This is a genomic window from Sphingomonas sp. UNC305MFCol5.2, from assembly GCF_000712135.1.
GTDB lineage: Bacteria > Pseudomonadota > Alphaproteobacteria > Sphingomonadales > Sphingomonadaceae > Sphingomonas.
This window is the reverse complement of sequence record NZ_JOOE01000001.1, coordinates 211469-230996: the sequence shown is the minus strand read 5'-3', so window position 1 is coordinate 230996 and position 19528 is coordinate 211469. Positions and strand designations below refer to the sequence as shown.

Sequence of the window (19528 nt, the reverse complement as noted above, 5' to 3'; positions counted from 1 at the left end):
TCCCAGACGAAATCCTACATTGGAAGCGATTTTCGGAACGAATGGCGAACGTCGTACGAGGCGGGATCAACCGGGGCAGTTCTGCCGAAGAAAATCGATCCCCTCGGCATAGGCGTTCGCGGTCTCGCCATCGGAGAAGCGGAGGAAGATGCGGGTGTTGTCGGGCTTCTTCGCGACGAGCTCGATCCGCAACAGATCGTCACGACGAACCTCGGCGATGCTGCCCCAGGCGATGCGCCAGTTGCGCTCGGATTTGGCGCCGGCGTTGATCTTCTCGGTCGGCGTGGTGAATTCGGTCTCGCAGCGGCGGAGCGTCTTGCTGGTGCCGATGGTGCGAACGAGCAGCGAGGTCTTCTTCAGGTCGTCGCGCGCATGGGTGACGGTGATCTCGTCGTGCGGCGCGGCCAGCTCGGCGTCGAGCGCCTGCTGGACGGCCTCGACGCTGGGCGGCGTCTGTGTTTGCGCGGCGGCGGGCGCCGCGGTGAGAATGAGAAACGTGGCGTGGATCATGTTGTGCTCCCCCGAGATCGGTCGGGTGGTAGCATGCTGCGCCGGGCTTGCCAGCGGCTGAACGGGGCGCTCAGCGGGGGCGAGGCTCGTCGGTGTGGCGGAGCAGCCATTCGCGCGCGTGCGCGGCCTCGTGGCGCTCATAGACTTCGTAATGCACCCCGGGGATCACCGCGCCTTCGATCCGGCTGACCGCCCGGACCCAGCCGGCATCGGCGACGATCGCGACGCGCTCGATCTGGCGGATCATGCGGAAGACGAGGGTGAGGTGTTTGAGTTCCTCGGCGATCGCCGAGAGCGAGATGGAGGGCGAGCCGCGGACATCGGCGAGGACGTCGAGCTGCGGCATGTCGTCGAGGATCGCGGCCATGCGATCGAGCGCGGCGAAGACATCGGCGGCGGCGAAATGCCCCTCGGCGACGATCTCGATCGCGCGGGGAGAGAGGGGGGTGATGGTTAGCATGGGGTGAGAACGCGCCAACTGTTTCGCGTGTGCCAACCCCTTGCGTTTAATTTTTTCATCCTCTAATGAGGGCGAGAAAATTAAACGGAGCCTGCCATGCCGGCGTTCAGTACGTTAGTTGTAGATGGGCGAGTGATCGTTGATCGCAGGCTTGCGGACTGGGGACTTGCCGTAGAACAATTCGTGGCCATCGCGGACGTTGCTCGTCGGTGGGCTGAGGACGCTGGTCCGCTGATGCCGCTGAATGCGCCCGGGACACTGGCCTATATCTACGGCGTCAATGAGCTGCGTCGGCAACTGGTCGGCGGTAATTGGATCGTTGATCGCACCTGCGGGATTGAAGCCGTCGTTAATCGAGAGATCGGGATACGGATCGGATATCAAAATGTCGATGTCGCCTGCGACCAAGTTTTTGCTCCAACCCCACGTTCTGCGAAAGGGAGCGCGGCTGAAAGTATGTGCGGCCCAAACCTCTTCGAGTACGCCGGGATTGATGTTGGGCCACTTACAGGCGTCAAGCAGGACGGAATCCCTACTTACTACGTAATGGTCGGCGAGGACGGTCGCGTTGAACTGTCTCACCCTGTAATCAAGGATGGGGCTTATCGTCATTTCCATGAGCGAATTTTTATCAGTGGTCCGGCGGAAGATTGGGCAGATGAAATTGATCCCGCGAACGCTCCGATGAGCGACTTCGACGTGGCTGTTTCGTTCAAAAACGGCATGTAATGTTTAGTTCCGATCGGTTTAAAGTGGCTCGTCAGCGGCGCAAGCTGACGGGGAAGTCCCTTGCCGAGTTGGCAGGCATTTCAGCCGTGACTCTCTCAAAAATTGAAAACGGGCACCAGCCTGAGCCGGAGATTGCCGAGAGAATTGCCCGCGCTTTGGGGTATCCCGAGTCCTTCTTTACGATGGGACCAGCGGATGTTCCCGAAGAGGATACGGTCAGCTTTCGCAGTTTAAAGAAGATGAGCGGCGCCGAGCGAGGTGCAGCGCTTGCCGCTGGTGCTTTGGGCATCGAATTGTATCGGTGGATCGAAACTAGATTTAACCTGCCTGAACCGGATCTGCTTGATCTTAGTAAGGAAAGAAACCGACCGGAGGTCGCCGCTAGAATTCTACGGCAGCACTGGAGAGTTGGTGAGCGGCCGATCGGCGATGTTCTAAAACTCCTTGAGTCCAAGGGGATTAGAGTGCTTTCGCTATCTGAAAACACTCGAAACGTCGATGCTTATTCTTTTTGGTACAATGAGCATCCTTATGTATTTCTCAATCAAGAGAAAACGGCTGAGCGATCGATATTCGATGCTGCTCATGAGCTGGGACATCTTGTTTTGCATTGTCACGCGGGTGCGCGCGGCGAACGCGGCGCTGAGATGCAAGCTGATCGCTTTGCATCGGCGTTTTTGATGCCTCATGAGGATATCATAAGCCAACTTCCGAGTTCTATTACGACAAGCCAGATAATTAAAGCCAAGGCACGCTGGAAAGTTTCGGCGATGGCCTTGGCCTATCGATTACATAGTCTAGAATATCTCTCGGAATGGAATTATCGATCGATTTGTATTGAGCTCGGGCAGTTAGGCTATAGAAGCGGAGAGCCGGTAGGTATTGAGCGCGAGACATCAACAGTAATGGCAAAAGTTCTTAATGCGCTATGGAGCAAGCGCTTAACAAAATATGATATCGCTAAGGACTTGGGCGTCCCCATTGATGAGATAGAAACTCTAATCTTTGGCCTCACGGGTCCTTCGATGCGAGCGTCGAGTCAGGGTGGTCTTAGCCTCGTCCGAGCCTAGAGTTAACTCGCTTAGTCCCCCACACTCACGAAACTATCCATAACCCGCTTCCGCCCGGCGACCTCGAAGTCGATCTCGAGCTTGTTGCCCTCGATCTCGGCGATCAGGCCGTAGCCGAACTTCTGGTGGAACACGCGCAGCCCCACCGACAGGTCCGCGCGCGGTTTGGCGCCGAAGCTTACCGCGCTCGCGTGGCTCTCCAGCACCCGGGCCGGTTCGCGCGAGAAGGTGCGGCTGGTGAAGCTGCCGCCGGGGTTCTTCGCGTCGATCCCCGCGGCGCGCTGCCAGCCGGGGCCGCGGCCGGTGCCTCTTCCCACATCGGAAAAGGGGTCGGCGCGCTCGGACCAGTTGGCGCGCCATAGCGATTCGCCCCCCGACATGGTGGTCTCTTGCTCGACATGCTCGCCGGGGAGCTCGGCGACAAAGCGGCTGGGGAGGCTGCTGGTCCATTGGCCGTAGATGCGGCGATTGGCGGCGTGGAGGATCGTCGCGCGGCGGCGCGCGCGGGTGATCGCGACATAGGCCAGGCGGCGCTCCTCTTCGAGGCTGGCCAGCCCGCCTTCGTCGAGCGCGCGCTGCGAGGGGAAGATGCCTTCCTCCCAGCCGGCGAGGAACACCGTGTCGAACTCGAGGCCCTTAGCGGCGTGGATCGTCATGATCGTGACCTTGGGCTCGTCGGCCGAGGCCTCGTTGTCCATCACGAGGCTGACATGCTCGAGGAAGGCAGTGAGCGACTCGTACTCCTCCATCGCGCGGACGAGTTCCGACAGGTTTTCGAGCCGGCCGGCGGCCTCGGCGGTACGATCGGCCTGCCACATCGCAGTGTAGCCACTCTCGTCGAGGATGATGCGGGCGAGCTCGGGATGGGGGAGAGTGTCGCCCATGCTGCGCCAGCGGGCGATGTCGCCGATGAGATTGCCGAGCGAGCGGCGCGCCTGGGGGGTGAGCTCGTCGGTGTCGAGGATGCGGGCGCCGGCGGTGGTGAGGGGAAGGCTCTGCGCGCGGGCGAACTGGTGGACCTTGGCCAGCGCCTTGTCGCCGAGGCCGCGCTTGGGGACATTGACGATGCGCTCGAAGGCGAGGTCGTCGGCGGGCTGGGCGACGACGCGGAGATAGGCGAGCGCGTCGCGGATCTCGGCGCGTTCGTAGAAGCGGAAGCCGCCGATGATGCGATAGGGCAGGCCGATGCTGATGAAGCGCTCTTCGAACTCTCGCGTCTGGTGCTGCGCGCGGACGAGGATCGCAGTGTCGTCGAGGGAAAGGCCGCCGCGCTGGAGGCTTTCGATCTCCTCGCCGACGCGGCGCGCTTCCTCGGGGCCGTCCCAGATGCCGAGCACCTTGACCTTCTCGCCCTGGTCCTTCTCGGTCCACAGGGTCTTGCCGAGGCGGCCGCCATTATTGGCGATCACGCCCGAGGCGGCGGCGAGGATGTGCGGGGTGGAGCGGTAATTCTGCTCGAGCCGGATCACCTTGGCGCCGGGGAAGTCCTTCTCGAACTTGAGGATGTTCTCGACCTGCGCGCCGCGCCACGAATAGATCGACTGGTCGTCGTCGCCGACGCAGCAGATGTTCTTGCGCTCCTGCGCGAGCAGGCGGAGCCAGAGATACTGGACGCTGTTGGTATCCTGATACTCGTCCACCATGATGTAGCGGAAGCGGTTCTGATATTGGGATAAAATCTCGCGATCAGTCTTGAGGATCACGAGCATGTGGAGGAGCAGGTCGCCGAAATCGCAGGCGTTGAGCGTGCGCAGGCGGTCCTGATAGGCGGCGTAGAGCGCCTGGCCCTTGCCGTTGGCGAAGGCTTCGGATTCGCCGGCATCCACGTCGGCGGGGGTGAGACCCTTGTTCTTCCACTGGTCGATCAGGCCGGCGAGCTGCCGCGCGGGCCAGCGCTTCTCGTCGAGATTGGCGGAGACGATGAGCTGTTTCAGGAGTCGCAGCTGGTCGTCGGTGTCGAGGATGGTGAAGTTGGACTGGAGCCCGACCAATTCGGCGTGGCGGCGCAGCATCTTCGCGCCGATCGCGTGGAAGGTGCCGAGCCACGGCATGCCCTCGACCGCGTCGCCGACAAGGCGGCCGACGCGCTCGCGCATCTCGCGCGCGGCCTTGTTGGTGAAGGTGACCGAGAGGATTTCGCTCGGATACGCCTTGCGCGTGTAGAGCAGATGGGCGAGCCGGGCGGTGAGCGCGGCGGTCTTGCCGGTGCCGGCGCCGGCGAGGACGAGCACGGGGCCTTCGGTGGTGAGCACGGCTTCGCGCTGGGGCGCGTTCAGGCCCCGCAGATAAGGGGCGTCGTCGGGGGCGGGCGCGGGGAGAGTCATTGGCGAACAGGTAGGGAACGCGCGCGTCCGGAGCAAGTTGCTTCGCAGCGGCCGGGCGGCTAGGGCGGGGTTATGTGGCGTAACCGGAAATTGAGGCTGGGCATCGTGCTGGGGATCGCCGTGATCGCGGCGTTCGTGGCGTGGCGGACCAATCAGGCCGAGACGCGCAAGCCGCCGTGCGAGCCGGGGCGGCACGAAGAGAAGGACGCCAGCGGCAAGGTGATCAAGGTCACTCGGACGACCTGTTTCGAGAACTGACACCGGCCTCGGCCCACAGCTTTGTGGCGGCTGTGTCATCACTCTGTCACGAACGAGAGTCAGGCCCGCTGCATCATGGCCACACTCGCACTGGACCAGGCCCCGGCGGCTGACACGCCGCAGCCTTCGCGATTCGACTACAAGACCCACCCCATCGCCAGGCTGCTGTTCGCAGTGCTGCTGGCGGGCGGATTGGCCTTTGCGGGGTGGAACGTGCTCACCGACACGCGCGGCGTGGGCGAGGAGCTTGCGCTCGGGGTGTTCGCCTTCCTCGGGCTGGCGCTGCTGATCGCCTTGGGGTTCGAGTTCGTCAACGGCTTCCACGACACCGCCAACGCCGTCGCGACGGTGATCTACACCAATTCCATGCCGGCGCATTTCGCGGTCGTCTGGTCGGGCTTCTTCAACTTCCTCGGCGTGATGTTCTCGAGCGGGGCGGTGGCCTATTCGATCATCACGCTGCTGCCGGTGGACCTGATCCTCAACGTAGGCTCGGCGGGCGGATTCGCGATGATCTTCGCGTTGCTGCTCGCCGCCGTGCTGTGGAACCTCGGCACCTGGTATGTCGGGCTGCCCAACAGCTCGAGCCACACGCTGATCGGTTCGGTGCTCGGCGTCGGCTTCGCCAACCAGCTGATCCAGGCGGGATCGCGCGGCGGCACCGCGGGCGTCGACTGGAGCCAGGCGCAGAAGGTGCTTACGGGCTTGTGGATGGCGCCGCTGATCGGCTTCGGCGCGGCGTTGCTGCTGCTGTTCGTGATGCGCGCGGTGGTCCGCCGCCCTGATCTCTACAAGGCGCCCGAGGGCGACAAGGCGCCGCCGCGCGGCGTGCGCGCGCTGCTGATCTTCACCTGCACCGCAGTCTCGTTCAGCCACGGCTCGAACGACGGCCAGAAGGGCATGGGGCTGATCATGCTGATCCTGATCGGCTGCGCCCCCACCGCTTATGCGCTCAACCGTACGCTGCCGGCGAGCGCCACTCCGGCCTTCGTCCAGACCGCCAACACCGCCACCGCCGTGTTCGACGCCCATAGCCGCGGCGTCGAGATGTCGACGGACCAGGCGCGCGCGACGCTCACCAGCGCGCTCCAGCAGCGCAAGGCCGATACGCCGCAGGTGTTCGGCGCGCTGGAGAGCCTGTCGCGCGACCTGAGCGGCCGCGTCGCCGGCTATGGCTCGCTGAGCAAGGTGCCCGCAGAGGCGACCTCGAACGTGCGCAACGACATGTATCTGGTGCTCGACACCACGCGGCTCGCCACCAAGAAGCCGGGCGCGTTCAACGAAAGCGAGGCGGCGGCGGTCAAGGAATTCCAGACCAAGCTGGAGGCTGGGACGCGCTTCATTCCACTGTGGGTGAAGATCGTCGTCGCGATCGCGCTGGGCCTGGGCACGATGATCGGCTGGAAGCGTATCGTGATCACCGTCGGCGAGCGGATCGGCAAGCAGCACATGACCTATGGCATGGGCGCGACCGCCGAGCTGGTCGCGGCGGCGACGATCCTCAGCGCCGACCGGTTCGGGCTGCCGGTATCGACCACGCATATCCTCTCGTCGGGCGTGGCGGGCGCATCGGTTGCCAACGGGCAAGGGTTGCAGGGCCGTACGATCGCCCAGCTTGCCGCGGCCTGGCTGCTGACCTTGCCAGCGGCGATGGCATTGTCGGGCGGGCTCTATTGGCTGATGCTGGTCGCGGTCAAAGCGTACGGGCTGAGCTGAGGTTCGATCGGGCCGGCGACGGACGTGGCTCTTGCGGACCTATGAGCTGACTTGATAGCCCGCGGATCATGACGCAACTCATCCCCGGGCCCGACGGGCGGCCGCGCTGCCGCTGGTCCGCCGCCGCACCGGAATTCATCGCCTATCATGACACCGAATGGGGGTTTCCGGTCGGCGACGACCAGCGACTGTTCGAGAAGCTCTGTCTCGAAAGCTTCCAATCGGGCCTGAGTTGGCGCACCATTCTCGCCAAGCGCGAGAATTTTCGTGCGGCGTTCCTCGGCTTCGACTTCGAGAAGGTCGCGCGCTTCACCGACGCGGACGTGGAACGGCTGCTCGGCGATTCGGGGATCGTGCGGCATCGCGGCAAGATCGAGGCGGTGATCAACAACGCGCAGCGGGCCTGCGAACTGGTATCGCGCGAGGGCTCGCTCGGGGCATATCTCTGGCGGTTCGAACCCTCCGCCGACGAACGGGCCGAGCCGCAAACGGTGTCGACCTCGCCCGCTTCGACCCGATTATCGAAGGCGTTGAAGGCGCAAGGCTGGAAGTTCGTCGGGCCGACCACGGTCTTCGCGTTCATGCAGGCGATGGGGCTGCTCAACGATCACGCCGAGGGCTGTGCGATCCGGGCGGAAGCCGATCGCGCGCGGGCGGTCTTCACCCCACCGGGAATCGCCCCTTGACCCTTCCGTCGGCCCTTCTGGAGGATGCGCATCGTGGCGAAGGACGCGGGGCCGGGAGGATCAGCAGCGCTCACCCGGTCTGTGCTCAGGCCCGCGAGCGGCATCTTGTGCATTTTGTGCATTTGCAGGCGAAACGATTGATCGATCGCGCCCATCCGCTCGAGGCATTCAGCATCGGTGGCGGCGGGCGGCAGCGCGGTTTCCCGAGCAAGCGCCGTCTCGAGCGCGCGGATCGGCGCGGCAATGGCAGCGTTTACGGCCACGTCTGGTTCGGCAGTGATTTGTGCCGGAACGAGCGCAACCAAGACGGCAGTGACCTGCACGAGCATTGATTGCGCGTTAAATCCGTTCGCAGACCTTCTCGACTGCGTGCGCGGCGATTTCGAGGCTGAACTTCACGCCCCCCGTATCCGCGCGGAGATCGGCGCGGACGTGATCCATCGGATTGTAGAAATGGACCAGCACCCCCGCGCTCAGCGCCAGGAGCATCGCGAAAACTAGCCTGCGTCCTGCTGACTCGCGCATGGCCGACTCCCTAATTCCGGTGCTGCGATGGTGGGCTTTCGATACAGGAACGAAACTGTCGCGGCGATGAACGGGGCTCCCCAAGCCGGTGCTTCCTTTCTAGGAAGGTCTGGAGAGAGGAACTCCATGGCCGCTACACCGATCGCATCGCATCGCCGCATCCTGTTCGCCAGCCTGGTCGGCACGTCGGTCGAGTTCTACGACTTCTACATCTACGCCACCGCCGCCGCGCTCGTATTCCCAGCGCTGTTCTTCCCCGGCTCCGATCCGGCGCTCGCGCAACTCGCTTCCTATGCGAGCTTCAGCGTCGCCTTCTTCGCGCGGCCGCTGGGCGGGCTCGTCTTCGGGCATTTCGGCGACCGGATGGGCCGCAAATCGACGCTGGTCGCATCGCTGATGCTGATGGGCATCTCGACCGTGCTGATCGCCTTCCTGCCGACCTATGCGATGATCGGCTGGGTGGCGCCGGCCCTGCTGTGCCTGTTGCGTTTCGGGCAGGGGCTGGGACTGGGCGGCGAATGGGGCGGGGCCTCGCTGCTCGCGGTCGAGAACGCGCCGCCGGGATGGGCCAATCGCTACGGCGCCTTCCCGCCGCTCGGCGCTCCGGTGGGATTCATCTTCGCCAACGGCTTCTTCCTGCTGCTGGGGGCTTTGCTCAGCGACGACCAGTTTCGCGAATGGGGATGGCGGCTGCCCTTCCTCGTCAGCGCGGCTTTGGTGGGCCTGGGGCTGTGGGTGCGCATCACGCTGACTGAGACGCCGGCCTTCGTCGCCGCGCAGGAAGCGGCGCCGCCGCCGCGCGTGCCGGTCGGCGAGCTCTTTCGCGATCACTGGCTGCCGACGCTGGCGGGGACGGTGGGCACCGTCGCCTGCTTCGCATTGTTCTACATCGCGACGGTGTTCATCATCGGCTATGCGACCAAGGGCCTCGGCTATGATCGCGAGACGTTCCTTGGCGTGGAGCTGGTGGCGATATTGTTCATGGCCGCGGGAATCTGGATCGCATCGAGCCTCGCCGACCGCAGCAGCGCCGCGCGCGTGCTCGCGATCGGTTGCGTCGCCACGGTCGCGGTGGGGCTGTCGATCGGGCTGTTCGTCACTGCCGGCGCGCTGGCGAGCCTGTTCCTGTGGCTGGCGGGCGGGCTGTTCGTGATGGGCTTCGTCTATGGGCCGCTCGGCGGCTGGCTGCCGAGCCTGTTCCCCGCGCGGGTGCGCTATACCGGCGTGTCGGTGACCTTCAACCTCGGCGGGATCATCGGCGGCGGACTCACCCCGCTGATCGCCGCGAAGCTGGCGGAAAAAGGCGGGCTGACGCTGGTCGGCTATTACCTCGCCAGCGCCGCGGTGCTGAGCCTGGTGGGGCTGGCGCTGGTATCGCGGAAGAACAGGCTGGCGTGAAATGCGCAAACTGCTGCCTGGTGCTCCAGCGAAGGCCGGAGCGGCGGGTCATGCAGCGCTTCGCTCTCCCGCGCTCCGGCCTTCGTCGGAGCACGGGGGTGCATTTCAGGCTTTACGCAGCAACGTCAGTCGGGCCTTGCCGTGGACGCGGCTGGTGTCGATCTCGAAGCCGGCGACTTCGATCTCTTCGTTCTTTGCCGTCTCGATGCTGATCCACGTTGCCGGACCGGTCCAGCCGAGGCGGGCGAGCTTGTCGAGCGCGACCACGCCGGCGCCGGTGCCGTAGGGCGGGTCCATCAGGATCAGGTCGAGCGGCTTGATCGCGGGGCCGAGCGCGAGTGCCGATGTCGGGCGGACTTCCGCACCCTTTGCCCCCAGCTTTGCGATATTGGTCTTGAGAATGTCGAGCGCGGTCTTGTCCTGCTCGACGAACAGGCAGGAGGCGGCGCCGCGTGACAAAGCCTCGAGCCCGAGCGCGCCCGAGCCGGCGAAGAGATCGGCGACGGCGAGATCCTCGAAACTGCCGACCCTGCTCGCGAGCATCGAGAACAATGCCTCGCGGGTGCGATCGGCGGTGGGGCGCGTGGTGTCGCCTTTGGGCGCGGCGAGCGGACGGCCGCGCCATTCTCCGGCGATGATCCGCATTATTTCCGCGTCCTCGGCGGGCGTCCCGGCCTGGCGGGCTTGCCGCGACCTCCGGCCGGGCCCTTGGTGGGCGGACGCGGACCGCGGGGCTGCCCGACGATGTCGCCGGCGCGGGGCTCCTGCTGATCGCGATGCGCCTTTGCGCGCGCGGCACGGGCCGGCTTGCCGACGGGTTTGCTGTCCTCGCGCGCCGGACGATCGGTGCGCGGGGCGGGCGTGGTGCGTGGCGTGAAGCGGCTATCGCCCCGGGGCTGCGGACGGCTGTCGTCGCGGGCCGGGCGCTCGGGACGGGTCGAGGACTTCGTACCGGACTTGAAACGAGTCTCGCCGCTCGCCGGTCGACCTTCCCTGCGCGGGGCGCGATGCTCAGTTTCTGCCGGCCCCTCGCTCCGCGCAGGCGGCGTGGCGCGCGGCGTGAAGCGTGGGCCCGTGGGCGCGACGGGCGTGGGCTTGGCCGGTGCGCGGCGGAGGCGGCGATCGGGTTCCTCGACCGACTTGGCCTTGGGCGCGGGCGGCGCGACGCGGGCGCGGACCGAGAATTGCAGGTTCGACGCGGTCTTGCCGCCGCCGGGCTTCGAGAGAATTGTGCGGAAGGTGATCAGGTCGTTCTGACGGATCTCGTCGACATCGCCGGGGGGCAGATCGCCGAGATAGAAGGGGCCGTAGCGCGTGCGGATCAGGCGGCTGACCTCGAGCCCGAGATGCTCGAGCACGCGGCGGACCTCGCGGTTCTTGCCCTCGGTCAGAGTCATCTCGATCCAGACATTGGCGCCGGTGCGGCGCTCGATATTGGCATTGATCGAGCCGTAGCGGACGCCCTCGATCTCGACGCCGAGCATCAATTCCTCGAGCTGGGGCTGGCTGACCTGGCCGTAAGCGCGGGCACGATAGCTGCGCTCGACGCCGGTGGCGGGAAGTTCGAGCTCGCGCTTCAGCTCACCGTCGGTGGTGAGCAGCAACAGGCCTTCGGTATTCAAGTCGAGCCGGCCGACCGGCATAACGCGGGGCAACCCTTCGGGCAGGCGGTCATAGATGGTGGGGCGGCCGGTGAAGTCGCGTTCGGCGGTGAGCAGGCCGGCGGGCTTGTGATAGCGAAACAGGCGCGCAGGCGCAGGCTCGGCGACGGGATCGCCGTCCACTGTCACACCGTGGAGCGACGTCAGCAGCGTCGCGGGCGTGTCGAGCACCTTGCCGTCGAGCGCGATGCGGCCTTCGGCGATCATGCGCTCGATCTCGCGACGCGACGCGATTCCTGCACGGGCGAGCAGCTTCGCGATGCGCTGCGTTTCGGGGGGCTTGGATGGGGGCACGGCGGCGATATAGCGATTATGCTCCGCTCGGCAAAATCATTGCGGCGCGGAAAGCATTTTCGCGCGTTGGGAGCGACTTGCGGGGGCCTTGGCGCTTCGCCGCGGAAGAAAGCGGTGTAATGTTGTTCGTGAAGAAGAAACGGCAGATCGAGCGGATATTGCTGGTGGAAGATGAGCCGCTGGAGGCTTTCGACACCGAGCATCTACTGAATGGCGAGGGCTTCGAGATCGTCGCGACGGTCGATTCGGTCGCCGATGCGTTGATAGCGATCGAGGGTGAAACGGCGATCGACCTGGTGCTGGTCGATGTCGGGCTTGCCGACGGCAGCGGAATCGAAGTGGCGCGGGCGGCGCAAAGACGTGGTGTGCGGGTGCTGTTCGTGACGGGCAACTGCCCGGGAGAGGCGCGCGGGCTGGCGGTGGGGTGTCTGTCGAAGCCCTATCCGCAGCGCGACCTGCTGGCGGCCATCGCGGCGGTCGAGGCGGTGATCGGGGGCGGGAAACCCGGCAAGCTGCCGGGCAGCTTCAGCCTGTTCGGCGAGGACTGAGTCCTGAGTTCAAAAGCACAGGACGCAGGTGGCGTAGATCGCGCCCCACAGGAAGACCGATGCGGTCATGGCGATGAGAATGCCGACTGCGGGAGGCAGGCGCTTCTCGCTCTGATTCCTGGCGACGCGCGTTGGGATGGGCGTGTGCGGGATGGGCGTGTGCAGCATGGTGCCCAAGTTAAGCGAAGAGGCATGCGTCCGCGAGCCGGGAACTTACCGAACCGGGTTCTTCCGGAGGCCAATGCCAGAACAGGACCAGGACGCCGAGCCACGCGTCAGGGATCTTGCGCAGCGCCCGACGCGGCCAGCTGTGCCTCGACCGCATCGTGGAACCGGCGGATGCCGCGCTCGAGTGTGCCGAGAGTGAGCCGCTCGATCGCTCCCGAGGCGAGCCCTTGCTGGCCGAGTTCGCAGGCACGAAAATCCTCGGCCGCGAAGACTGCCCCGTCGAGCAGCTGCCAGCTCTTCTCCCAATGGGCGCGTGCCTTGTCGGTGGCGGGGGGCTCGGGGATGAGCATGAAATCCTCGACCAGCACGCGATCGGGCGCCTGGGGCATCAGCACCATCAGGTTGATATAGTCCGGGCTGACGACGAGCACCGTGCCGGGAAACATCTGATAGGTGTAGGTGATCGCCGAACGCAGCATCGCCCAGTCGCTGGAGGACAAGGCCGCCAGCGCGGCTTCGCGGCCGACCGCGGAGCGCTGGTGCGGGCCGATGCTGTCCGCGGTCGAGACGCCGTCCTTGAAGAACGGGGCGATCGTGTCGGCGTGGAGGCGCTGAATATGATAGCCTTCGAGGAAGGCGTCCATGACCAGCTTCCAGTTGGCGCGGACGTCGTGCGTGCGGCGGCGGAACAGATGCTGGCCGGCAAGATCGAACGCCTCGAAATCGCGTGCGAGCGTCTCGGCCTCGCCGAAATCGGCGGTTTCGTCGAAGGCGAACCAGATCAGCCCGCCTGCTTCATGGGTGGGCAGGCGCTTGAGGCCGTGTTCGGCCTTGTCGAGGCCCGGGAAGGCATCAGGGCGCGGCAGCCCGGTGAGGCGGCCGTCGAGCGCATAGGTCCAGGCGTGATAGGGGCAGACGAGCCGCGGCGACCGGACCGCCTCGCATCCCTCGACGAGCCGCGTGCCGCGGTGGCGGCAGACGTTGAGGAAGACATGCGCCTGACCCGCTTTGTCGCGGGCGATCAGCAGCGGCTTGCCGAAGCCGTCATGCGGCACCGCCATGTTGTTTTCGGGCAGCAGCGCGGATGGGGCGATGACCAAGGGCACGCGGGAGAAGATGCGATCCTGCTCGGCGGCATGGCGAGCCACGCTGGTGTAGGCGGACGCATCGACATGGGTGATCGCGCCTTCGTCGCTGCTCCCGCCGCGGGCGAGCTGGGCGGCGAGCGCGAGTTGGCCTTCAGTCGGCGCGTTCATCCTTCCTCTCCGCAACTTTTCGGCTAGTGTCGCGCGGAAGGCGAGAGGGAGCAAGGGATGGCGGACGGGGCGACACTGGAGGAAGGCACGCGCGGCGGCTTCGTCGCGACCATGGCGCCCTATTTTCGCCCGCGGCCCATCGCGGCGCTATTGCTCGGCATATCGAGCGGCTTCCCGCTGGCACTGTTGCTCGGGACGATGACCTTCTGGCTCGCCAAGGTCGGCATCGACAAGAAGACCATCGGCTTCGCGATCGGGCTGACCACGCCGTACACGCTCAAATTCCTATGGGCGCCCTTGGTGGACCGGCTCAAACTGCCCGTCCTCACCAGCCTGTTCGGCCAGCGCCGGGCATGGCTGTTCTTCGTCCAGGCACTGCTGTTCGCATCGGTGTGGATGCTCGGCGCGAGCCAGCCCGAGCTGCATCTCGGCCTGTTCGCTTTCTGGGCGATCGCGACGGCATTTCTCGGCGCGACGCAGGACATCATCATCGACGCGTACCGCATCGAGATCCTTCCCGAGGACGAACTTGCGCACGGCACCGCGAACAACCAGTTCGGCTATCGGCTCGGCGCCTTCGCCGCGGGCGTGGGCACGATCGCGATGGCCTCGCCCGAAGGGCTCGGGCTGGGCTGGGCCAAGGCCTATGGGCTGACCGGCTTCTGCGTTCTGCCCGGGCTTCTCGCAGCGCTCTGGGCCGGCCGCGGACTGCACGACCGGGTGCTGAGCGCGGAGGGGCGCCAGTCGATCGGGCAATGGCTCCAGTCGACGCTGATCGGGCCGTTCCGCGAATTCCTGATGCGGCGCGGCGCGGTACTGATCCTGTTGTTCGTTCTGGTCTACAAGCTCGGCGACGCGATGGGGCAGTCGATGCTCAACCCAATGATCGTCGAGTTGGGCTTCAGCGATACCGAGTTCATCGCGATCAACAAGGTGATCGGCTTTTGGGGACTGATCGTCGGGACCGCCCTCTCGGCGCCTCTGCTCGCATGGCTAGGCATGGGCCGGGCGCTGTTCGTATCGGGCGTACTGATGATGGTGAGCAACCTGACCTTTGCGATCCTCGCGTCGCAGGGCCATTCCAACCTGTGGCTGACGATCGCTGTGGCGACCGAGCAAGTGACCAGCGGGCTCGGCCTCACGATCTTCGTTACCTATCTCTCCGGGCTGTCGAGCCTTGCCTATACCGCGACGCAATTCGCCCTGCTCTCGTCGCTCGCGGGTGTCGGACGAACCTGGCTGTCGAGTCCCGCGGGGATATTCGCCGAGCAGCTCGGTTGGGTCGGATTCTGGATTATGACGACTGTCGTGGCGCTGCCCGGCATGGTGCTGCTGTGGTTCCTGTGGCGGAAGGGCTTCGTTGTCGAGAGCGTGCGCAAGGCGCGGGCAGGCGCAGAGGCCGTGGAGCCCAAGGCCTGATGCCGTTCCTCGTCGTCATCGGGCTGCAGGTGCTCTGCATCGTCCATCTCATGCGTACCAGGCGCAATCCGCTGTGGCTCACCGCGCTGATCTTCCTGCCGGTGGTCAGCGCGCTCGCCTATCTGATCGTCGAGGTGCTGCCGGGGCTCGGCAGCAATCGCCACGTGCGCACCGCTCGCGCCAAGGCGATCGAGACGATCGATCCCGAGCGCGAGCTGCGCGGCGCGCGCGATGCGCTGGGGCTCGCCGACACCGCCGCGAACCGGCTCCGCGTTGCCGATGCGCTGGCGGCGCTCGGGCGGCACGGCGAGGCGGTGCCGCTGTACCGCGAGAGCATCGCGATGACTCCCGGCGAGCCCGATGTGCGCAGCCAGGGCAAATTGGCGCGCGCATTGTTCGAGACGGGGCAGGCGACCGAGACGCTGGCGTTGCTCGATGCGATCCCGACGCCGCTGGGGCAGAGCGAGCAGGACCGCCAAGCGCTGCTCCGGGCGCGGACGCTCGATCATCTCGGGCGCAAGCAGGAGGCACTCGACCTCTATGCCGACATCGTCACGCGCATGCCCGGCGAGGAAGCGCGCTGCCGCTATGCGGGGCTGCTGATCGAGCAGGGCTGGGAACGCAAGGCGCTGGTCGTGCTCGAGGAAGTCGAGGGGCGGATGAAGCGACTGAGCCGGCACCAGCGCGCGGCCGATGCGGGCATGTATCGCTGGGCGGGCGAGGCGCTGGCCGGGCTGCGAGCGAAGGGAGTCGGGCAATGAGGCGCTGGATAATCGCGCTTGCCGTGTTGCTGGTGGTTGCCGGCGGCGGATGGCTGTGGGGTTCGCCCTATTGGACGTTGTTGCAAATGAAGAAGGCCGCGGAGGCGGGCGATCTCTCGGCCCTTTCGGCGCGAATAGACTATCCGGCGGTGCGCGCGGACGTGAAGACGCAATTGCGCGAGCGGCTGGACCGTACCGAAGGCTCCGCGCTCGACCGGCTGGGCGCGGCGATCGCCGAGCGGTTGGCGGATCCGGTGGTCGATGCGGCGATCACGCCGGAAGGCATGCGTGCGCTTTTTGCGAGCGCCGCGGTGGCGCGGGCGGCCCGGCCGAGCCTGACGAGCGGGGACCCGGGCGACATGCGCGTGCGACGCGACGCACTGGGCCGGTTCACGCTGACCTCGGCGAACGGGTCGGGGCCGGAAGTGGTGTTCGAACTGCAGGGGCTGAGCTGGCGGGTGACGGCGGTGCGTTTGCCGGCAGGGCGACTGCTGTAGGACCGGCTTGCGCGGGCCGCTTCCGGTGATCGCGGCGCTCGGCCGAAGCCTTCATAGACGTCGAAGACGCCCGAAACGCAGCGTGCTGAACCCGATCGGTGTCTCGCGTTCTTGACATCGACTACGCATGTAAACAAAATCTCGGCATCGGTGTCACCGATGCGGGGAGGAGGCATGATGCGTTTATTCGGCGGGGCATTTGCAGGCGCGCTGGCGCTGATATCGAATCCGGTCGCGGCGCAGTCCTACCACGACATCGCGGATCGATATCGCGATGCCGAAAGCTTCAACGGCGTGATGCTGGTCGGCACCGGTGGTCATGTGGAGGCAGTGGAAGGGTTCGGCAGCGCGGATACGGAACATGGTGTGCCGATGATGCCCGAAACCCGTTTCGAGACCGGCTCGGTTTCCAAGTGGATCGCGTCGATCGTGATCCTCAAGCTGGTGGACCAGGGCAAGCTGAAGCTCGATGCGCCGATCAGCGCCTATTTGCCGGAGTATCGCCCCGATACCGGCGCCAGACTCACGCTGCGGCACCTGATGAGCCATTCGAGCGGCGTGCCCAATCAGCTGCTCGAAGCGCGCAAGGATCCGGCCGCTCGCGGTATCGAGCTCGATCAAATGGAAGCGGTACGTCGATATGCGAGCGCGGATCTCGCGTTCGAGCCGGGCACCGCCTGGGACTATTCGCACTCGAACTGGGTACTCGCCAAGGCGGTCGTCGAACGCGTGACCGGACAATCCTACGCCACATTGGTCGACCGGCTGCTGGTCCGGCCGCTGCGACTGAAGAACAGCGGCGTCTATCGCGGCGATTCGAGCCGGGTACCGGGCATGGCGGCCGGCTATGAGCGGCTTGCCCCTCAAGCGGAGCGCAAGCCGAACCCGGTTCCCGACTTCATGGCGATGGCGGGCGGTTTCTACACCACCGCGCCGGACCTGTTCCGGATCATGAACGCCGTACTCGACGGCGGCTTTCTGCGCCCGGCGTCGCGAGCGGCGCTGACGACCACGATCATGCCCGACCAGCATTATGCCCTGGGCGGGCGCGTGCGGGTGGAGCGGATCGCGGGCAAGGATCGGGAAGCGGCGTGGGAAGACGGTTCGAACGGCGGCTTCCGGATGCTGGCCCGGCGGGTTCTCGCGGACGGCCATACCGTCATCATCTTCACCAACGCCAAATTCGACTATGCCCGGTTGGGAACGCTGGGCACGGAACTGCTCGATCGCAGCTATGCTTCCCGGGAGCAGGCTCGCTTCGAATAGATGCGCCTTCTCGCTAGCCGCCCGCCGCTTCCTCCAGCGGCAGCGCGAGATCGGCGAAGGCATTGGCCAGCGCGTGGGCGGTGAAGCCGATGCTCGCGGCGTCGCGGACGCCGAGCAGGTCGGCGAGCAGCATGTTGGCGCGCGCCGGCTGGGTGCGGATGCGGCCGATCACTTCGAGCAGCATCGCCTCGGGGCCGGTCATTCGCGCGCAACACCAGGGCGCGATCTGGATCGGCCCGGACGAGGCTGCCGACATCTCGGCCATCAGCGCACGGAGCAGCACCAACGGGCGCTGGAAGCCCTTGCCGAATGCCGTGACGAACGCGTGCGCCGTACAGGCATCGTGGAGTCCGTGCGCGCCCATCTGCCGGATGCCGAACAGCAGCAGCCGGGCGCCGGCATCCTCGGGCTGGAGCGCGGGCAGAGCGGCGGCAAGGGTATTGGAAGCGGACATGAACGACTCCCGCGTGGACGATGCGGAATTGTCTTCATTTCGCTATTGCAAGTCAATCGCAATAAACCGCTTCAGTCGGGCAGTTCGTCGTTTGCCTCGAGCGCCGTGCCGGCGAGATAGAGCGAGCCGAGGATCAGGACGACCGGGGACATGCCGGCGTCGGCGCGGATCGCCGCCAGCGCCGTGGGGAGGTCGGCAGCCTCGCTGCCGGCCAATCCGGCGAGACGCGCGCGCCCGGCGAGGTCGGCGGGTGCGTGATGCGGGTGACCCGGTACCGGAACGGCGGTGAGCGATCGCGCGATCGGCGCGAAGCGTTCGATCATCGCATCGGCGTCCTTGTTTTCGAGCATGCCGAGGATGAGATCGATCGGACGGCCATCGGCCACGCGCGCGGCGGCGATGCTCACGGCCTCGGCGGCATTGGCATTGTGGCCGCCATCGAGCCAGAGCTCGGCGCCGGCGGGCAGCAAAGCGGTCAGCGGCCCGGGCGACAGACGCTGCATGCGCGCGGGCCAGCGTGCGTTGCATGCGGCGGCGGACAAAGCAGCGTCCGGGAGGGCCAGAGCGCGCTGGTGCCGCAGCATGGCGATGGCGAGCGCGAGGTTGGCGGGCTGGTGCTGCCCGGCGAGCGCGGGGAGGGGCGTGGTCACCTCGCCTTGGCCGTCGCGATAGTGAAGCGCATCGTCGCGCGCCTCGAACGACCAGGCCTGGCCCTCGACGATCAACGGCGCGGGGACGGTTCCGGCGAAGCGATCGACCACGTCGGCGATGTTCGCGGGATAGGCCATCGTCACCAGCGGCACACCGGGCTTAGCGATACCCGCTTTTTCCGCAGCGATTTGCGGCAACGTGTCACCAAGGAACGACTGGTGGTCGATCCCGAGCTGGGCGATCGCCGTGACGGCCGGGTTCGGAACGACATTGGTCGCGTCGAGGCGGCCGCCAAGGCCGACTTCGACGATGCACGCGTCCGCAGGCGTGCGGGCAAAGGCGAGAAAGGCAGTGGCGGTGGTCACTTCGAAGAAGCTCGCGCCGATATCGCCGCCGGCGTCGAGCACCTCCTCAAGCAGTGGCGCGAGCTGTGCGTCGGCGATCAACGTGCCGGCGAGGCGGATACGTTCGTTGAAACGGACGAGGTGCGGGCTCGAATAGACATGGGTGGTGAGCCCGGCGGCCTCGATCGCGGCGCGCAAAAAGGCGCAGGTCGAGCCCTTGCCGTTGGTACCGGCGACATGGAGCACCGGGGGCAGGCGCAGGTGCGGGTTGCCGACGCGCGCCAGCAGCCGGGCAATGCGCTCGAGGCCGAGGATGTCGGCGCCCGGGGAGAGCCTGCCGAGGCGATCGAGCTGGCGCTGGACGGCGGGGTCAGTGGAAGTCGCGAAGTCGGGCATCTACTCCCTCTCTCCGCTTGCGGGGAGAGGGCCGGGGAGAGGGGCATGGACGAGAGTTGGCCGCACTGCCCCTCTCCCCAACCAGTTCGTGGTCAACATCGCCCCGCGATGTTGAGGTTGTGCCGGCGGCACAACCG

At 66.0% G+C, this 19528-nt stretch carries 22 protein-coding genes; 12 read left to right on the top strand and 10 right to left on the bottom strand.

Annotated features, from left to right (window positions below; all coding sequences use genetic code 11):
* Positions 1-66: 66 nt before the first annotated feature.
* Both BR78_RS0101130 and BR78_RS20745 read right to left on the bottom strand, forming a co-directional pair.
* Positions 67-510: a hypothetical protein gene (locus BR78_RS0101130; RefSeq protein WP_025561151.1), complete on the bottom strand. Its 444-nt coding sequence runs from the start codon at positions 508-510 to the stop codon at positions 67-69.
* A 70-nt stretch (positions 511-580) separates the two neighbouring features.
* A complete protein-coding gene (locus tag BR78_RS20745) occupies positions 581-970 on the bottom strand; it encodes an STAS/SEC14 domain-containing protein (protein WP_025561149.1) in 390 nt (129 codons plus the stop codon).
* 96 nt (positions 971-1066) lie between these two features.
* On the opposite strand from BR78_RS20745, the gene BR78_RS0101120 reads away from it, so the two are divergent.
* Entirely contained in the window at positions 1067-1699 is a 633-nt protein-coding gene (locus BR78_RS0101120) for a hypothetical protein (protein WP_025561148.1), read from the top strand.
* Positions 1699-2769: a helix-turn-helix domain-containing protein gene (locus tag BR78_RS21160; protein WP_025561147.1), complete on the top strand. Its 1071-nt coding sequence runs from the start codon at positions 1699-1701 to the stop codon at positions 2767-2769. Before BR78_RS0101120 ends, BR78_RS21160 begins: the two co-directional genes overlap by 1 nt.
* A gap of 11 nt (positions 2770-2780) precedes the next feature.
* Here the strand turns inward: BR78_RS21160 and BR78_RS0101110 are convergent, their stop codons facing one another.
* Entirely contained in the window at positions 2781-5093 is a 2313-nt protein-coding gene (locus BR78_RS0101110) for an ATP-dependent helicase (RefSeq protein WP_029934341.1), read from the bottom strand.
* A 72-nt stretch (positions 5094-5165) separates the two neighbouring features.
* Here BR78_RS0101110 and BR78_RS0101105 point away from each other — a divergent pair, with 72 nt between their 5' ends.
* The 4 genes from BR78_RS0101105 (at position 5166) to BR78_RS21490 (ending at position 8085) form a co-directional block, all read left to right on the top strand.
* Positions 5166-5351: a hypothetical protein gene (locus tag BR78_RS0101105; protein WP_025561129.1), complete on the top strand. Its 186-nt coding sequence runs from the start codon at positions 5166-5168 to the stop codon at positions 5349-5351.
* A 75-nt stretch (positions 5352-5426) separates the two neighbouring features.
* Positions 5427-7067 carry an inorganic phosphate transporter gene (locus BR78_RS0101100; RefSeq protein ID WP_025561130.1) on the top strand — a complete coding sequence of 547 codons (1641 nt, stop codon included), beginning with the start codon at positions 5427-5429 and terminating at the stop codon, positions 7065-7067.
* Between the two features lie 68 nt (positions 7068-7135).
* Entirely contained in the window at positions 7136-7753 is a 618-nt protein-coding gene (locus tag BR78_RS0101095; RefSeq protein WP_025561131.1) for a DNA-3-methyladenine glycosylase I, read from the top strand.
* A complete protein-coding gene (locus BR78_RS21490) occupies positions 7750-8085 on the top strand; it encodes a hypothetical protein (RefSeq protein ID WP_156022171.1) in 336 nt (111 codons plus the stop codon). The genes BR78_RS0101095 and BR78_RS21490 overlap by 4 nt, the downstream gene beginning before the upstream one ends.
* A 7-nt stretch (positions 8086-8092) precedes the next feature.
* On the opposite strand, the gene BR78_RS0101085 is transcribed toward BR78_RS21490, so the two are convergent.
* Positions 8093-8242 carry a hypothetical protein gene (locus tag BR78_RS0101085; RefSeq protein ID WP_231478068.1) on the bottom strand — a complete coding sequence of 50 codons (150 nt, stop codon included), beginning with the start codon at positions 8240-8242 and terminating at the stop codon, positions 8093-8095.
* A gap of 162 nt (positions 8243-8404) precedes the next feature.
* Here BR78_RS0101085 and BR78_RS0101080 point away from each other — a divergent pair, with 162 nt between their 5' ends.
* The gene (locus BR78_RS0101080) at positions 8405-9676 is read left to right on the top strand and encodes an MFS transporter (RefSeq protein WP_025561135.1); all 1272 of its coding nucleotides are present in this window, start codon (positions 8405-8407) and stop codon (positions 9674-9676) included.
* 105 nt (positions 9677-9781) lie between these two features.
* Here BR78_RS0101080 and rsmD read toward each other — a convergent pair whose 3' ends face one another.
* Together rsmD and BR78_RS0101070 are read right to left on the bottom strand one after the other, a co-directional pair.
* On the bottom strand, positions 9782-10321 hold the full coding sequence (gene rsmD / locus BR78_RS0101075) for a 16S rRNA (guanine(966)-N(2))-methyltransferase RsmD (protein ID WP_029934332.1): 540 nt from the start codon (positions 10319-10321) through the stop codon (positions 9782-9784).
* Positions 10321-11631, bottom strand: a complete 1311-nt coding sequence (locus BR78_RS0101070) for a pseudouridine synthase (RefSeq protein ID WP_025560770.1) — start codon at positions 11629-11631, stop codon at positions 10321-10323. The genes rsmD and BR78_RS0101070 overlap by 1 nt, the downstream gene beginning before the upstream one ends.
* A 119-nt stretch (positions 11632-11750) precedes the next feature.
* On the opposite strand from BR78_RS0101070, the gene BR78_RS0101065 reads away from it, so the two are divergent.
* Positions 11751-12179 (top strand): response regulator, encoded by a 429-nt coding sequence (locus tag BR78_RS0101065; protein ID WP_025560771.1) that lies wholly within the window; start codon positions 11751-11753, stop codon positions 12177-12179.
* Between the two features lie 9 nt (positions 12180-12188).
* Here BR78_RS0101065 and BR78_RS21485 read toward each other — a convergent pair whose 3' ends face one another.
* Both BR78_RS21485 and BR78_RS0101055 read right to left on the bottom strand, forming a co-directional pair.
* Positions 12189-12347 (bottom strand): hypothetical protein, encoded by a 159-nt coding sequence (locus tag BR78_RS21485; protein WP_156022170.1) that lies wholly within the window; start codon positions 12345-12347, stop codon positions 12189-12191.
* A 107-nt stretch (positions 12348-12454) separates the two neighbouring features.
* Positions 12455-13603, bottom strand: coding sequence for an aromatic ring-hydroxylating oxygenase subunit alpha (locus BR78_RS0101055; protein WP_025560772.1), 1149 nt, complete (start codon positions 13601-13603; stop codon positions 12455-12457).
* A 57-nt stretch (positions 13604-13660) separates the two neighbouring features.
* Here BR78_RS0101055 and BR78_RS0101050 point away from each other — a divergent pair, with 57 nt between their 5' ends.
* From BR78_RS0101050 to BR78_RS0101035, 4 genes are all read left to right on the top strand, one after another.
* The gene (locus BR78_RS0101050; RefSeq protein ID WP_025560774.1) at positions 13661-15022 is read left to right on the top strand and encodes an AmpG family muropeptide MFS transporter; all 1362 of its coding nucleotides are present in this window, start codon (positions 13661-13663) and stop codon (positions 15020-15022) included.
* Complete coding sequence (locus BR78_RS0101045) at positions 15022-15783, top strand: tetratricopeptide repeat protein (RefSeq protein WP_025560775.1); 762 nt, start codon at positions 15022-15024, stop codon at positions 15781-15783. Before BR78_RS0101050 ends, BR78_RS0101045 begins: the two co-directional genes overlap by 1 nt.
* Positions 15780-16280: a DUF2939 domain-containing protein gene (locus BR78_RS0101040; protein ID WP_025560776.1), complete on the top strand. Its 501-nt coding sequence runs from the start codon at positions 15780-15782 to the stop codon at positions 16278-16280. Before BR78_RS0101045 ends, BR78_RS0101040 begins: the two co-directional genes overlap by 4 nt.
* Positions 16281-16454: 174 nt before the next feature.
* On the top strand, positions 16455-17546 hold the full coding sequence (locus BR78_RS0101035; RefSeq protein WP_025560777.1) for a serine hydrolase domain-containing protein: 1092 nt from the start codon (positions 16455-16457) through the stop codon (positions 17544-17546).
* Positions 17547-17559: 13 nt separating this feature from the next.
* Here BR78_RS0101035 and BR78_RS0101030 read toward each other — a convergent pair whose 3' ends face one another.
* Both BR78_RS0101030 and BR78_RS0101025 read right to left on the bottom strand, forming a co-directional pair.
* Positions 17560-18000, bottom strand: coding sequence for a DUF6628 family protein (locus BR78_RS0101030; RefSeq protein WP_025560779.1), 441 nt, complete (start codon positions 17998-18000; stop codon positions 17560-17562).
* A 71-nt stretch (positions 18001-18071) separates the two neighbouring features.
* Positions 18072-19391 (bottom strand): bifunctional folylpolyglutamate synthase/dihydrofolate synthase, encoded by a 1320-nt coding sequence (locus tag BR78_RS0101025; protein ID WP_025560780.1) that lies wholly within the window; start codon positions 19389-19391, stop codon positions 18072-18074.
* Between the last annotated feature and the right edge of the window lie 137 nt (positions 19392-19528).

Bases quoted from the DNA above. Each gene is read 5' to 3' on its own strand.
- BR78_RS0101130 (WP_025561151.1), bottom strand. From the start codon at position 510: ATGATCCACGCCACGTTTCTCATTCTCACCGCGGCGCCCGCCGCCGCG.
- BR78_RS20745 (WP_025561149.1), bottom strand. From the start codon at position 970: ATGCTAACCATCACCCCCCTCTCTCCCCGCGCGATCGAGATCGTCGCC.
- BR78_RS0101120 (WP_025561148.1), top strand. From the start codon at position 1,067: ATGCCGGCGTTCAGTACGTTAGTTGTAGATGGGCGAGTGATCGTTGAT.
- BR78_RS21160 (WP_025561147.1), top strand. From the start codon at position 1,699: ATGTTTAGTTCCGATCGGTTTAAAGTGGCTCGTCAGCGGCGCAAGCTG.
- BR78_RS0101110 (WP_029934341.1), bottom strand. From the start codon at position 5,093: ATGACTCTCCCCGCGCCCGCCCCCGACGACGCCCCTTATCTGCGGGGC.
- BR78_RS0101105 (WP_025561129.1), top strand. From the start codon at position 5,166: ATGTGGCGTAACCGGAAATTGAGGCTGGGCATCGTGCTGGGGATCGCC.
- BR78_RS0101100 (WP_025561130.1), top strand. From the start codon at position 5,427: ATGGCCACACTCGCACTGGACCAGGCCCCGGCGGCTGACACGCCGCAG.
- BR78_RS0101095 (WP_025561131.1), top strand. From the start codon at position 7,136: ATGACGCAACTCATCCCCGGGCCCGACGGGCGGCCGCGCTGCCGCTGG.
- BR78_RS0101085 (WP_231478068.1), bottom strand. From the start codon at position 8,242: ATGCTCCTGGCGCTGAGCGCGGGGGTGCTGGTCCATTTCTACAATCCG.
- BR78_RS0101080 (WP_025561135.1), top strand. From the start codon at position 8,405: ATGGCCGCTACACCGATCGCATCGCATCGCCGCATCCTGTTCGCCAGC.
- rsmD (WP_029934332.1), bottom strand. From the start codon at position 10,321: ATGCGGATCATCGCCGGAGAATGGCGCGGCCGTCCGCTCGCCGCGCCC.
- BR78_RS0101065 (WP_025560771.1), top strand. From the start codon at position 11,751: ATGTTGTTCGTGAAGAAGAAACGGCAGATCGAGCGGATATTGCTGGTG.
- BR78_RS21485 (WP_156022170.1), bottom strand. From the start codon at position 12,347: ATGCTGCACACGCCCATCCCGCACACGCCCATCCCAACGCGCGTCGCC.
- BR78_RS0101055 (WP_025560772.1), bottom strand. From the start codon at position 13,603: ATGAACGCGCCGACTGAAGGCCAACTCGCGCTCGCCGCCCAGCTCGCC.
- BR78_RS0101050 (WP_025560774.1), top strand. From the start codon at position 13,661: ATGGCGGACGGGGCGACACTGGAGGAAGGCACGCGCGGCGGCTTCGTC.
- BR78_RS0101045 (WP_025560775.1), top strand. From the start codon at position 15,022: ATGCCGTTCCTCGTCGTCATCGGGCTGCAGGTGCTCTGCATCGTCCAT.
- BR78_RS0101040 (WP_025560776.1), top strand. From the start codon at position 15,780: ATGAGGCGCTGGATAATCGCGCTTGCCGTGTTGCTGGTGGTTGCCGGC.
- BR78_RS0101035 (WP_025560777.1), top strand. From the start codon at position 16,455: ATGATGCGTTTATTCGGCGGGGCATTTGCAGGCGCGCTGGCGCTGATA.
- BR78_RS0101030 (WP_025560779.1), bottom strand. From the start codon at position 18,000: ATGTCCGCTTCCAATACCCTTGCCGCCGCTCTGCCCGCGCTCCAGCCC.
- BR78_RS0101025 (WP_025560780.1), bottom strand. From the start codon at position 19,391: ATGCCCGACTTCGCGACTTCCACTGACCCCGCCGTCCAGCGCCAGCTC.